Genomic DNA, 15,382 nt, shown 5'->3' on the forward strand with positions numbered 1-15,382 from the left:
ATGACATTTGTGATCACGAACACCGGCACGGACGTCATCGCGCTCGCCGCGCTGCTCGATGATCCGTCGAACGCCTTCGAGATCACCGGCATGCCGACAGAGCTGGCAGCCGGCGAGAGCGTCACGGTCACCGTCACGCTCAATCCCGGCGCAGCCGGCGCATACGAGGCGACCCTGACCATCGGTGACCTCGAGCCGCTTGCCGTTTCGGGCACGCGCAGTCGTTGGAGCCTCGAGGGCGACACCGCCGTGGCAACCGCCGGTGACCGGTTCGATCACCAGCTAGTCGTCTCGGGCGAGGGCGCGGTGCTGGTGAGCCTGACCGACCCCTCCGACGTGGACGAGGCACCCGATGCCGCTCGCCACATCGTCGCCGGTGGCGCGCTCGCCGATCGGATCGAGCTGACGGGTGCAGCCGGCGACAGCAGCGTCCGCATCACGGGCGGGGGAGGCGAAGACACGCTGGGGGGTCCCGCGCAGCATGTCACCTGGAGCATCACCGGCGACGGCGCCGGAACCGTGAGTGGCTTCGTGTTCGACGGCTTCGAGCACTTGGTCGGTGCCGCCGACAACGAGGATGTCTTCGACTTCTCGGCGACGGGTCGCCTCTCCGGCGCGGTCGACGGCGGAGCGGGCGGGTTCGACACGATGGTGCTCGACGCGGCCGGCCGCGGGGTGCACGCCGAGGCCTACGATCCACACTCGGGCGCGGTCGTGGTGGGCGGCATCCGGTACTCCTACACCGGGCTCGAACCGATCACGATCTCGGCCGCGACTGCGCTGACGGTGAGCGGAACCGCTGGCGACGAAGTGATCACCCTCGCCCCGCACGCGTCGCTCGCAGGCTGGCTCACCGCCACGGCACCCACGATGGAGACCCTGCACTTCGCGATCCCGACCGTCTCGCTCACGATCGATGGTCTCGGCGGAACGGATGCCGTGCGCGTCGTGGGGACGATCGACCTCGGCGGGGTACCGTTCACAGCCTTCGCCGAAACCGTCGAGATCATGGCGGATGCTCAGCTCACGACGACCGCCGATGTCACGCTCGCCGCGCACGCAGGCTCCAGCTCCGCCGGCACCGTGGCCGCGGTCGCGCGCGTGTCCGGCACAGTATCGGCGCGCAACATCCTGGTCAGCGCCACCGCCGAGCAGTTCGAGGCCAGTACCGGCGCGGCCGGAGCCGAGTCGTTCACATTCCACTCGTCGGCACTGGCTGAGATCGGCGCGGTCGCGACGATCGTCGCAGCCACGCTGCAGGTGCTCGCGCGGGTCGGCATCGAGCTCGATTACACGGCGACCGCCGCGTCGCTCACTCCCTGGGCAGCCGGTGTGCTGTCGGTCGTCGATGCGCGCGTGGATGTCACCGCCACGAACTCGTCGCAGGCGCATATCCGCTCGGGTGCGACCGTCACGCTCACCGGCGGCGGGCCCGCCTCAGCGAGCGTGCCCGAGACCGTGCTCGTGTCGGCATCCGATACGACCCGGCTGATCGCGCTACTCGACGACGCCAGCCGTCCAGTATTGGTCCCGCTGTTCTCGAATCCGGTCACCGGTTCGGCGCACATCAACACGGCATTCAGGTTCGACAGCCTGCAGGCGCGCATCACGCTCGACCGCGAGACTGCTGCATCCATCGCCACTGCGCTGACCACCACCGGACGCGTGGGCGTGGCCGCGCGCAATGACGGTGAACTCATCGCCGAGGTCGCCTCCACCCTCGTCGGCATCGCGCACCTCGTCGTCGGCACCGACGACGCAACCGCCGACGTGACGGGCGCCACCCTCGACGTCGGTGCTCTCTCGGTGCAGGCCACCACTGCCTCGACCTACGCCGCGATCGGCAAGGACGCGCTCATCGACGTCACGGGGCAGACCAGCTCCACCGTGACGGATGCGGGCATCACCACGGCGGCGGGGGTCACGGTCGAGGCGCACGACACGAGCGCGCTGACCGTGGAGGCGGGCGACCAGGTCCTCATGCCGGGAACGCCCCTGATCACCGCGACCGGCGTGAGCGCCTGGAACCTGCTCGACCGCACGGTCAGTGCCCTCATCATTCGCTCGGAGATCACCGCGACGGGTGACGTGAAGGTGAGCGCCGTGGCCGCACCGGTGCTCACGGCCACCACGACCGCCGCCTCGATCGCCCAAGCCGACGTCGCGCTCGTCACCACCGACATCGCGGCCGTCGCCGGGCTCTTCGCCGCCAACGCGCTCGTGGGCTCGGTGTCGGCACGCGTGATCGACAGCATCGTCGATGCGGCATCCATCGTCATCGAGGCCGACAGCGACGGCGCACTCATCGACGCGACCTCCGACATCTCGGCCGTCGCGGCGACCGGCACGCTCACGATCGACAACTCGCCGAAGCTCACGCTCGCGGCCGCGATGGCCGTCAACTTCGTCGGCTGGCTGCTCTCGGCGACGGCGCTCGACGACCTCCGCGCCGCGGGCGAACTCCTGCTCGGCGTGACGTTCGCCACCGAGCAGTCGTGGGCCGTCGACGCGCTCGCCCGCGACTCGCAGCTCACGGCCACTGGCGACATCGATCTGCGCGCACATTCGGCCGAGACGATCAACGCCACCGTCAGCAACACCTCGATGGCATCGCTGCAGGCTGTCGCCGGCATGTTCAGCGGAGGCGCGGGCTTCGTGCTGGCGAGCAACAAGATCTCGAGCATCACAACGGTCGCTATCCAGTCGAACACCGCGCAGCGCATCCCGATCACTGCCGGTGGGGCGGTACGCATCGTCGCCGACCACGCGGCGGGCATCTACTCCAACGTCAAGCTCACCGTGGCGTCGGTCACGGTGAACGACGGAGGAGTGCACGTCGTCGGCAACACGATCGACGCCATCGGCGGCGGGCTGACCTACGACTACCTCTCCACCGACGGCGAGGTCACGCTCGACCGTGGCGACCTCGTGCTCGTGCCCATCGGCGCCACGGCAGACGACTTCACCGCGCAGTCGGAGATCGCAGATCAGGTGCGAGCGATCGCAACCGGCACCATCGTGCGATTGGCCGCCGATTACGCCGGCGAACGCCACAGCACAAGCCTCGGCATCCGCTACGTGCTGCACGGCGACATCGTGCTCGTCGAAGCGGGCCATCTCGCGGGCGGTGATGTCGACACGCGGTATCGGTACCTGGGCCAGGCGACCCGGATCGATCTCGCCGTCGAAGACTTCTCGATCGTGAGCCGCTGGGCCATCGTGGGCGGCGACGCGGGGAGCGCCTACCGCTACCTCGGCTCGTCGGCTGACCTCGATCTCAACGCGACCGACTACTCCGATTCGGCCGTCTGGGTGCGGGTCGCCGACACTCCGCTCAGCATGTATGAGTGGATGGGGCCCGACGGCTCGCTGGTCGATCTCGGTGCGCAGGATCTGCTCGATCTCGGCTGGTGGCGGCCCGCCGATCCGAGCGACGGGATTCCGCGCGGCTTCAACATCACCCAATCTCCCGCCGTCGCGATCGCCGCCGCCGTGGTGCTCAACGACCTGCGCAGTGACGTCATTGCCGTGCTGGCGTTCGTGAACCTCGCTGCGGGCTCGCTTGTGGTGGAGGCGATCGAGCAGGCGATCGTTCGTGCCGACGCCGACGTGACTGCGAAGGCGTCGGGCGGCAGCAGCATCACCGGTGAAGGCACGGCGCTCGCCGCGGGCGGCATCCTTGCCACCAACCGCGTGCTCGGCGGTGCCACCGCCAGCCTGCTGTGGAGCATCGTCGACGTCGTCGGCGACGTCACCGTGCGCGCAGTGCTGCGCGCCGAAGTGGCGTCTTCCGCACGGGCGGCGCTCACCTCCGGCGCGCAGACATTCAGCGTCGTGCTCGCCTTCAACACCATCGGCTGGGCCCCGACGGCCACCTTCTTCGCCGCCATCGAAACGATCCTCGGCTCCGCGGTCATCGACGAGAACAGCGACGACGACGGCGAACGCCCGGCGATCGCCTCGGCGCTGGTGCAGCACACCACGCTGGCAGCGGGGGGTGCTGTGCAGGTCATCGCCACGGCGTCGGCGACCGTCTCGGCCTACCTCGGCAACGACGCGACCTCGTACCCTGCCGCACTGTTCGGCGCCGGGGGATTGGCCGTCAACGGCGTGCTCGCCTCGAACCGGGTCTCGAGCGGCGCGTTCGCGCAGGTCGACGGCATCGCGATCGCCGACTGGACCCTCGCCGCACCTCCGGAGACCATCGAGACCGGCGACGTCGTCCACACGCTCTCGGGTATCCACCAGTGGGTCGGCGCAGCGCGCGGGCCCCCGGCAGCGAACGAAGACTTCACCGCCCCCGGCTGGCGGCAGCTCGACGACATCACCGCGTCGGTCACGGCAGCCGCACTCACGGTCGATGCACTCTCGGCTTCGACCATCGGTTCGACCACCACCCTCTATTCCGAGGTCTCGCCCAACAACGATGCGGGTGCGGGCCTCGTGAACAGCTTCCTCGCCGACCAGCTCGAGGACTACAGCTACACCAGCAACTCCGGCGCCGTGACGCTTGATCTGAACGATCGCGTCCGAGTCGCCGATGACAGCAGCTCCGAGGCCGCCGGCACGATCGTGCAGTGGATGGGCCTGGATGGCACCGTCGTCGATCTGGGCAGCGCCGACTTCGACGACCTCGACCTGTGGAAGCCGATGACCTCCACGAGCCTGTTCACCGGGTCTCTGAGCTACGCGCTCCTCGGTGAGCTCGGTACCCGGATGGGCAAGTCGCTCACCGGTGAGGCGAACGGCTACTTCGGCCTCATCGTCAGCAATGACGTGCGCACGTCCACCATCGCGTCGATCACCGATCTGACCGTCGCGGTCGATGGCGACGTCGACGTTCGGGCAACGGATTCGTCGGCGCTGTCGGCGTTCGATTCCAGCACCCTCTACGCGTGGGAGGGCGGCGGCGGCGTCCTCGCGATGAACGCGGTGCAGGGCGGCGCCGAGGCGCTCGTCACCCGCAGCCCGATCACCGCCGGCGGCGACCTGCGGGTCGAGGCCGCGCAGATCGGCGACGCCGTGGCTGTGGCCTCCACCACGATGGAAGCGTGGGATGCCTTCACCGTCATCCTCGCCTTCAACTCGCTCGGCTGGACCTCGCAGAACCTGCTCTCGTACCTCCTCGAGGCGATTCTCGGGATTCCGGTCTCCGACATCGCCGACCGCTTCACGACCGGCGACGACCCGATCGTCACCGCGATCTTCGGAGACGAGCACCCCGCGGTCGCACGTGCCGTCGTCACCGACTCGACGCTGGACATCACCGGCGACATCACGGTCATGGCCACCTCGGCGACCATCCTCAACGCCGTCGCCGCCAACGAGAACGTCGTCGAAGCCGCCGTCGACATCGCCTTCGGCAGCGCCGGCACGAAGGCCAACGCCAACGTGACGCTCTCCAGCGGCAAGCAGCAGATCGACGGCTACGGCGCCTCGGGCGCGGCCGCAGGGTTCATCGTCGGCACGAACAAGGTCAACAGCCTCGCACTTGCCGAGATCGTCTTCACCGGGACCCGTGGCACCGTGGATGCCGGCGGCGAAGTCACCGTCGAGGCGAACGATGAGGCTGGCATCTCGGCCAGCAGCACCGTCATCCAGGACGTGGCGACCTCGAACACCCTGGCCGGCATCACCGACGTGCTGAACCAGATCGTCATTCCGGGCGACTACGACTACACGACCGAGTCCGGTGTACGTGATGTGGTGACCGAGCCGAGCACGCTCCCGGCCGGAGTGGGCGGACGCATCGGAACGCACGTGCGTGTCGGCCAGGCGTGGGTCGACGCCTGGCGCGCGGCGAACCCCGGGGGCACGGCACCGGTCGTCGGCGACATCTACCTCTACATCGGAGCGTCGGGGTCGCTCGATCTCAGCGACATCGTCGCGACGGACTTCACGAACACCGCCCGCTGGACGAGGGTGGTCGCCGGCTCCGAAGACCTCGGCCGGTTCTACCCGAACATCGGCAACCTCACCGACTCCGATGCGCGGTCGGTCGGCATCCTCGTGATCCTCAACGACGTGCGGGCCTCGGCCACCGCACAGGTGATCAATGCCGCTGTCACCGCCACAGGGCTCACCGTGTCGGCGACCGAGAACGCGTGGCTCGAGGCCGAAGCACTGCTGAACGTCTCTGCAATGGGCGGAAGCTTCTACGGCACCGGTTCCGTGCTGGCTGTCGCCGGGCAGCTCGCCACGAACCGCGTGCTCGCGACGGCGACTGCTCTCGTGAAGAACTCGGTGCTGCTGCTGGTCGGTGACCTCACGGTGCTGGCTGACAATGCGGTGGCGATCGATGCGACCCTGCTCACCTCGGCGACGTCGGGTGAGCATGCCGTCGGCGTCGTCCTCGCCTTCAACACGCTCGGCTGGGCACCGCAGAACGTGCTGTTCGCCGCGCTCGACGCGATTCTGGGTGACCCGCTCTTGAGCGAGGCCCTCGGTGATGAGCGTCCCGCGCTGGCCATCGCGCGCGTGCTCGACACCGTCGTCACCGTGGGCGGCGACGTGTCGGTCACCGCGATCAACTCGGCGCAGCTGAACGCGACGGTGAGCAACGCGGCGATCAGCGAGGCGGGTGCGCTGTACGACGCCAAGGGCGGGGCAGTCGGAGTGCTGATCGCGAGCAACAAGGTGTCGGCCGGAGCCGAGGCCGAGATCGCCAACACTCCGATGACACCGACCGAGGCGGTCGCTGCGGGCGGCGCCGTCGAGGTGACCGCTACCGATGCGACCGGCATCTACGCCAACACCCTGCTGGTCACCTCCTCCACGACCGTCAACGACGGCGGACTCTCGGTGGCGCAGGGCTACGTCAACGACAACGTCGTGGCCTCCGACTACACCTCGGCCGAGGGCGAGCGCACCCTCAACCGTGGTGACACCGTGCGCGTGGTCGCGATCGAGGAGGATCACGCCAGCGCTGACGGGGAGATCTCGCTCGAGAACGGCCAGATCGTGCGCGTCGACGACGGCTATGCCGACGCGCGGTTCTCGACAGGCTCCGGCACCCGCATCGTCGTCACCGGCGACGTGGTCGAGGTGCTCAGCGGCTACGCCGGCGGCGGTGCGGCAGGAACCTACCGCTACATCGGCGACAACGCCCGTCTCGACCTGGGCGCAGAGGACTACTCCGACACTGCCCTGTGGGTGCAGGTCGGCGGCGAGAGCGGCCGCGCCTACCGCTATCTCGGCGCTGACGCCCTGCTGGATCTGGGTGTCATCGACTACAGCGACGGCGCCCTGTGGGCACTGCTGGGCGGCGACGAGGGTGTCGTGTACGAATGGATGGGCCCGGACGGCTCGCTCATCGACCTCGGCGTGGTGGACTTCAGCGATCTGGGGTGGTTCAAGCCGCTGCCGCTCACCGGCATCCTGCCTGACGGTCTCAACTTCACCGGCTCCGATGCGATCGCCGTCGGCGGCATCGTCGTGATGAACGACGTGCGGGCCCGCGCGATCGCCCGCATCACCGACGTGCACGTGACGGCGGCGAGCATCCTCGTGCGGGCGAGCGAAGAGGCGCTCCTGCGGGCGATCGCCGACGCCTCGGTGATCTCGTCGGGCGGCAGCTCGTTCCCCGAAATCAAGGGCGATTCGATCGCGGTGGGCGGAGTCATCGCGACCAACGTGGTGCTCTCGCAAGCGCGTGCGGTCGTCTCGGGTGGCTCTGCCACCACGACCGGTGACGTGCTGGTGAGCGCCGAGAACGTGGCGCAGCTGGATGCCACCACCCGCGCCTCGCTCGAGTCGGCGTCGACGAACGTCGGCGTCACGCTGGCCTTCAACTCGATCGGCTGGCTGTCGCAGAACTTCCTCTTCAACCTCATCGACACGATCATCGGCTCGCCCGAGCTCGCGAACGCGCTGGGGGGAGCGCAGCCGGCGACCGTCGAGGCACGGATCACCGGCACCGTGGTCAACGCCGGCGGCGAGGTCGCGGTCGTCGCGGTCAACGCCGGCGTGATCAACGCCGAGGTCACCAACGCCGCCCTCTCGGTCGTCGTGATGGTGTGGGGGTCGGCGAGCACGTCGGTCGGCATCGCCGTGGCGAAGAACATGGTCAACGTGCTGACGTCGGCGGTCATCGAGCAGGCGGGGGGAAGCACCGGGCTCATCGCCGGAGGCGACGTCACCGTCAGCGCCGACGAGGTCGCCGAGATCAGTGCCGACATCACCCTCGAGGTGCTCGCCCAGGCCGTCAACGACCCGACGATCATCTACGCGGGGCTCATCGAGGCGGCGCTGCTCGACTACTCGCACACGTCGAACTCGGGGACTGTCGATCTGAGCCCCGGCCAGACCGTGCGGGTCGCAGACGACTACGCGCATTGCGCTGACGACTGCGCGGGCCTGGTCTACGAGTACATCGGCACCGAGCCCATGCTCGACCTCGATCTCGGCAACCAGGACTACAGCGACGCCACCCTCTGGCGCCAGCGCCTGGTCGACGCGCTCTGGGATGTGCCCTTCATCGACCGCGTGCTGCAGCTGGTGCAGACGATCAAGACCACCTCCACCGCCGGGGGCGGCCTCGTCGTGCTCAACGATGTGCGCGGCGGGGTCACTGCGAACATCGTCGACACCGATGTGGATGCCGGGGGAGACGTCACCGTCACGGCGACCGAGCGTGCCGCCCTCACCGCGATCATCACGAGCAGCATGCTCGCCCAGGGCGGCAGTGGTTCGAAGGCGATCGGCGTGCTGATCGCGACCAACCTGGTGCTCTCCAGCGCGCACGCGACGGTGACGGATGCTGCGCTCACCGCCGCCGCCAACGTCGTCGTGGCCGCGGCCAACACCTCCGCGATCATCGCGACGATCACCGCGGTGACCGAGACCGCCGGAATCGGCCTCGGCGTGACCCTCGCGTTCAACACGATCGGCTGGGGCGCGCAGAACATCTTCTTCACCATCGCCGACGCGTTCTCCGGTGCCGACATCGCCACACCGCTGCCGGCCGAGACGGTCGCCTTTGTCACCGGTTCGACGATCGACGCCGAGGGCGACGTCAGCGTCACCGCGGTCGGCGCCTCCACCCTCACCGCACACATCCGCAACGCGATCGTCTCGATCAACATTGCGCTGCCCTCGAGCGGCGAAGAAGACGAGACCTCGGCGGTGTCTGTCGTGATCGCCGCCGTCATCGCGATGAACAAGGTCAACGCGATCACGCGTGCCGAGATCGCCGACGCCCCTGCGGTGACCGGGGAAGCCTCGATCGACGCGGGCGGCAGTCTGAGCATCACGGCCGACGACCTCGCCACGATCGACGCGTGGGTGGAGGCACCGGTGACCGCGGTGACGATCAACCTCACCGAAGACCGCGGGGCGAGCGTCGGCATCGGGCTGAGCGTGGCGCGCAACGACATCCGCACGGCGACGGATGCTCGGCTCGCACGGGCCGCGTGGGCGCGGGCGGGTGGCACACTGCAGGTGGCCGCGACCGGGCAGTCGACGATCGACGCCACCTCGACAGCATCCGCCATCACCGTCGCCGTCGGGATCAAGGGCTCGACGGCCGTCTCGGGCGGCGGAGCGGTGGCGATCAACCTGATCCGCGGCCGCACGAACGCCACGATCGACGACACCCGCGCGACGGCGCTGGGCGGAGGACTCACCCTGTCTGCGGAGTTCTCCTCGGCGATCGACGCCACGGTCGCCGCGCTCGCGGTGGCTGTGGGGGCGTCCATCTCGGGCACGTCACCGGCGATCGCGATCGGCATCGCGGTGGCGCGCAACCTGATCGGGTGGGAGGAGTACGCAAACCCGACCACGTTCGAGGTCACGGGATCTGCGGCACCGATCGAAGTGAAGGCGCGCGCGATCGACGCCCACCTGGAGGCCGGCGGCGACGTGGTGATCGACGCGAGCAACGCCACGACCATCGACGCCAGGATCAGCGCCACGTCGGTGGCGGCAGCCGCTTCGACCAGCTCCGCCCTCGCGATCTCGATCGGCGGCGTCTGGGCCGACAACATGATCGGCTCTCGCGTCGAGGCATCCGCCACCCGCACGGGTGTCGGGGCCGGCGGGGCGCTGCGGGTCACCGCTTCGGACAGCTCGCGCATCAGCGCTGACGCACAGGGACTCGCCGTGGCCGCGAGCCTCGGCGGGAGCAGCGCGATCTCGGGGGCCGTCGGGCTCTCACTCGCCCACAACACGATCGACTCGCAGGTGCTCGCGCTGGTGAACGATCCCGGCGTCGTGCTCGCGCTGGGCGGCATCTTCATCAGCGCGACCAACGACTCCGAGATCTCGGTGTCGGCGATCGCGGTCGCCGTCTCGGTGGCGGTCGCTGCGGGCTCTCCCGCGGTGGCCCTGGCTGGTGGCGGCGCCGAATCGACCAACCGCATCCTCGCCACCACGCGCGCGGGCATCGTCGGAGGGTCGCTCGGCACGGCAGCTGCTCCCGTTGCGGCGGTCTCGGTCGCGGCGATGGCCACAGGCAGCATCCATGCACGTGTCATCGGCATCGGCGCGTCGCTCGCGGCCGGGCTCGGTTCGTCGGTCGGGCTCGCCCTCGGTATCTCGGTGGCCCGCAACCTGATCGGATGGGATGAGGCAGCCGGCGTGTCGACCGACTATGACTCCGATCAGGTGGTCGCGGGCCTCTCGGCCGGCGACACGGTGCGAGTGGTGGGCGGGGTGCTCGACGGCGAGGCGTACTCGTACCGCGGACCCCCGATCACCCAGTCGGTCGACCTTCGAACGACCGACTTCACCGACCCCTCCGTGTGGGAGCGCATCGGGCTGACCCCGAGCGTGGCGGCCACTGAAGCGGTCGTCTCTGGCGCCCACGTCTACAGCAGCGGCGCAGTCACCCTCTCCGCCACCTCCTCCCAGTCGATCGAGGCCCTCGTCATTGCGGCAGCTGCCGCCATCAGCGGCGGCACCTCCGCGGCCATCGGCCTCGCGGGGGCCGGCTCCTACGCCGAGAACCGCATCAACGCCTCCACCCGCGCCGCGATCGACGGCGGCAGCCCCGCCAGCCCGCGTACCGTGCGTGCAGCCTCGGTCAGCGTCACCGCCGACGACACCTCCACGATCCGGGTGCTCGCGATCGGCGCCGCGGTCGCCGCCAGCTTCGGTGGCACGATCGGCGCTTCGGTCGCCATCGGCCTGTCGATCGCCCTCAACAGCATCCACGTCGACGTCGCCGCGGCCATCATCGCCGCCGTCGTCACGACGACCGGCGGGGATGTCGACGTGTCGGCCACCTCGCGCGGCACCTTCCTCTTCACGCTCACGGGTGTCACCCGGACCTCCCTCGCGGATGCGGCCCAGAGCGAGCAGACCACCGACGGCGACGACAACCAGGTGCGTGACTCGGCCGACGCCAACGACGACGCCGCGATCCTCGCCGCGATCGAGGCGCAGTTCGCGACCGCGGGCCACCCGCTCGTCGTCGGCCGCACATCGTCGACGACCCGAGCGGTGGCGTCGATCTCGTCGCTGAATGCAGCAGCCACGCTCGGTTTCGGTGTCGCCGTGCTCGTCGCCGACGGCCACGCAGCGGGTGGCGACCCCGGCGTGTACGTCTTCATCGGCACGACGACCGAGGTGGACGTCGACCTCACCGACGAAGACTTCACCGACACCGACCGCTGGCTCGCCGGAGACCAATGGGTGATCGTCAAGCGCGACGACGTCGTGCACGACGTCGATGGCATGCGCTCCTATCGCTTCCTCGGCGACGACGCGCTGATCAACCTCGGCGGCGAGACGTTCACGAACGCCGCACGCTGGCGCTACGAGGCGCCGTCGCTCACTGTTGTCGAGGCCGGCCGGGTATGGCAGCTCACCGCAGGCAACGACGTGTTCCTGATCACGCGGTCCGACGCGGGCGCGTTCGAAGTCTCGCGCCCGACGATCGACGCCATCGCGATCGCCGCAGCCTTGGCCGTCGGCGGCGGCGTGAAGGCCGGCCTCGCGCTGGCGGGCGCCGGCGCCTTCGCCCGCAACGAGGTCAGCGGCTCGGTGAACGCCTGGATCGCCGACAGCTCGCTCGACGTTGCCGGTGCGCTCGACCTCGACGCCGCCGCCAGCGCCTCGGTCGTCGCGACGATCGTCGCGGCATCCGTCGGTGTCGGTGCGGGAGGCCTCGCCGGCATCGGCGTCTCGATCGGCATCTCGATCTCCGAGAACCGCATCGGCGGATACGACGACGCGGGCGCACGGGTGCCGTTCGAAGTGCGCGCGTATCTGCTGCGCACCTCGCTCGACGCGACGGGCCAGCTCACGCAGACCGCCGAGTCCCGCCAGACGATCAGCGCCCTGGTGATCGCCGCCTCGGCCGCGATCGCCGCTGCCGGCAAGGTGGGCATCGCCGTGAGCGGCGCCGGAGCATGGGCGACGAACACGATCGTGACGGATGTCGCGGCAACCGTCACGGGCGAGCCGCAGGCCGTGCACACCCTGCGCGGCATCTCCGCCGAGCACGTGCGTCTTCTGGCCACCGATCGCTCGGCGATCCGCGCGCTTGCCATCGGCGCATCGCTCGCCGCCGCCTTCGCGGGCATTGCCGCCATCGCTGTCTCGGTCGCCATCACGATCGCGCAGAACACCATCGACGTCGCCGTCACCGCAGGCATCGCGCAGGTCGGCACCGGGGGTGCCGTCGGAGTCGACGCGGATGATGTGGTCATCGAGGCCAAGAGCGAGTCGCGGATCGACGGACTCGCCGTCGCCGCATCCTTCGCCGCATCGGGCGGCCTGGTGGGCATTGCGGTGAGCGGTGCGGGCGCCTTCGCCTCGAACGTGATCCTCTCGACGACGACGGCGCTCATCTCCGAGAGCTCGGTGACGGCGACGGGTGGCGTCGTGGTGAAGGCCACGAACTCGTCGAGCATCTCGGCCATCGTGGCGGGTGTCTCGGCGGCGGTGTCGGGCGGCGCGGTCGGTATCGGCGTGTCAGTGGGCATCTCGATCGCACGCAACCTCATCGGGTACACGCCCGACGGGCTCTCCTCGACGGCGACGCCCGCCCACGTGCGCGCCTCCATCGAGAGCTCTTCGGTCGATGCCGACGGCGACGTGACCGTCCAAGCGACCAACACCGCCACGATCGATGCGCTCGTACTCGCCATCTCGGTGGCGATCGCCGGCGGTCTGGTGGCGGTGGCAGCGACTGCCGCAGGCGCCGACGTGCAGAACCGCATCAACATGCAGGTGCACGCGTTCGTCAGCGGCACTGCCTCCTCGAAGCTGCACGGGGCGGCGATCACCATCTCGGCCACCGACACCTCGCGCATCCGCGCCGTCGCGGTCGGGGCGTCGCTCGCGATCGCCGGCGGGGGAGTTGCCGTCGCAGGTTCCGTCGCGATCTCGCTCGCGCGCAACGAGGTGGCGGCGGACGTCGCGGCTTACCTCTCGGGTGTCCCCGATGTCGATGCGGCATCGCTGCGCATCGCGGCACTCAGCGCAGCATCCATCCCCGTGTTCGTGCCGGGTGCGCTCCTCACCGCCACCGACCTGAACTCCTCAGCTGACGACACCGCCGACATCACCGGTGCGGGCAAGGGTGCGCTGGCCGCATCGCTCATCGCGAAGCTGCAGACTGCGCTGCCCTCACTGCACCTCTCGCGCCAGCTCGCGGTCACCGAGCTGGTCGCCGGTGAGGAGTGGGTGCTGCGGGATGCCGCGACCGGGCTCGGCTGGATCATTCGTCGAGTCACCGGCGGCTTCGATGTGTCGGCGATCACGATCGACGCGGTCTCGGTCGCCGCCTCGGTGGCCGTGGCTGGCGGGCCGGGCGCGGCAGCGGTGAGCGGCGGCGGCGCGGTGGCGACGAACATCGTGACCAGCACCGTGAACGCGTACATCTCCGGCAGCGTGGTCGACAGCGACACCACGATCACGGTGACCGCCGACGGACGCGCCGCGATGCTCGCGATGGTCGTCGGCGCCTCACTCGCCGTGGGCGCCGGCTTCATCGGCGGTGCCGTGTCGATCGGCGTGTCGATCGCCCGCAACGTGATCGGGTACGACGCCGGTGACGGTACGATCGCCGACCACACCCTCACCGGCCTGCTCGCCGGTTCCGGGGCGATCACGACCGGCGACACCGTTTCGGTCGACGACGGCGTGCACAGCGGCAGGGCCTACCAGTACGTGGGCACGGGCGGCTTCGGTGCGTGCTTCTCGGGCGAGGATGCCGCGGGCAAGGGGGCGTGCATCGACTTCAGCGACGACACCCGGTGGCGCGAGCTGCTCACCCGCAACGCCGCCGAAGTGCGCGCGTGGGTGGCTGATTCCGACATCACCGCGGGCGGCGACCTGCTCGTGAGGGCAACGTCGGCGCAGACGATCGCCGCATTCGTCCTGGCGGCCTCGGCCGCGATCGGCGCCGGCATGATCGGCGTCGGCGGAGCGGGTGCCGGCGCCAGCTCGGAGAATCGCATCGCGGTCGACGTGGCGGCATTCGTCTCAGGCCCCGGCGACATCGACGTCGCAGCGCTGACGGTGTCGGCGGGCGATACGTCGACCATCAAGGCGGATGTCGCTGCCGCCGCGCTCGCCGTGGGTGCAGGGCTCGTGGGCCTCGCTGCCGCGATCGGGGTGGCGCTCGCGCAGAACATCATCGCCAACCAGGTCGAGGCGTACCTCTCGGATGTGACGGTGGTGGATGCGACATCGGTGATGGTGTCGGCCACCGAACGGACGAAGATCCTGGCCTTCACCCTTGCTGCCGCGCTCAGCGCCGGCATCGGGGCACTGGGCGGCCTGGCGATCTCGGGTGCCGGGGCGCTCGCCCAGAACACGATCCTCAGTGCGGTGCGCGCCTACCTGGACGACGCAGACGTCACCACATCCGGCACGGTACAGGTCGCAGCCATCGGTGAATCGACGATCACCGCGACGGTCATCGGCGTCGCGGGGGCCGTGTCGGGCGGACTGGTCGCCTCCGGAGCGATCGCGATCGGCGCGGCCATCGCCCGCAACTACCTGGGCCTCGACTACGCCTTCACGAGCACCGACGGCTCGAAGCGGGTGCGCTTCGGAGACAAGGTGCTCATCGCCGACGGTCACAGTGCCGGCGGTGTGGCTCGAGCCGTGTACCGCTACGTCGGCTCCCCCGCAACGGTGGCGCTCGGCAGCGTGAACTACGCGACGAACCCCGCGTGGGTGCGCGAGGGCGGAAATGTCGTCGAGGCCTACCTTTCCGATACGAGCGTTTCGGCGGGTGGCGCGCTCACCGTGTCGGCCGACGACACCCCGACCATCACCGCCACGATCGCGGCGGGCTCGGTCGCCATTGCGATCTCGGGCATCGCCGTCGCCGCAGCCGGCGCCGGCGCTCAGGCCACCAACCGCATCGGCACTCGCGTGCATGCGTCCATCGACGGCAGTGGCGCCACCGGGGTCGTCGCGGCATCCG

The 15,382-nt window shown here is 69.7% G+C and carries 1 protein-coding gene (running past one end of the window); it reads left to right on the forward strand.

Annotation, left to right across the window (positions count from 1 at the left end; genetic code table 11):
• A protein-coding gene (locus J1M46_RS03500; protein WP_206446550.1) for an HYR domain-containing protein crosses the window boundary here: on the forward strand, positions 1-15,382 show its 5' end (the start). 16,943 nt of this gene lie beyond the right edge of the window; 15,382 of the gene's 32,325 nt are visible here — the first part of the coding sequence; it begins with the start codon at positions 1-3; its stop codon lies off the right edge, out of view.

Source organism: Agrococcus sp. KRD186, assembly GCF_017168255.1.
Lineage (GTDB): Bacteria > Actinomycetota > Actinomycetes > Actinomycetales > Microbacteriaceae > Agrococcus.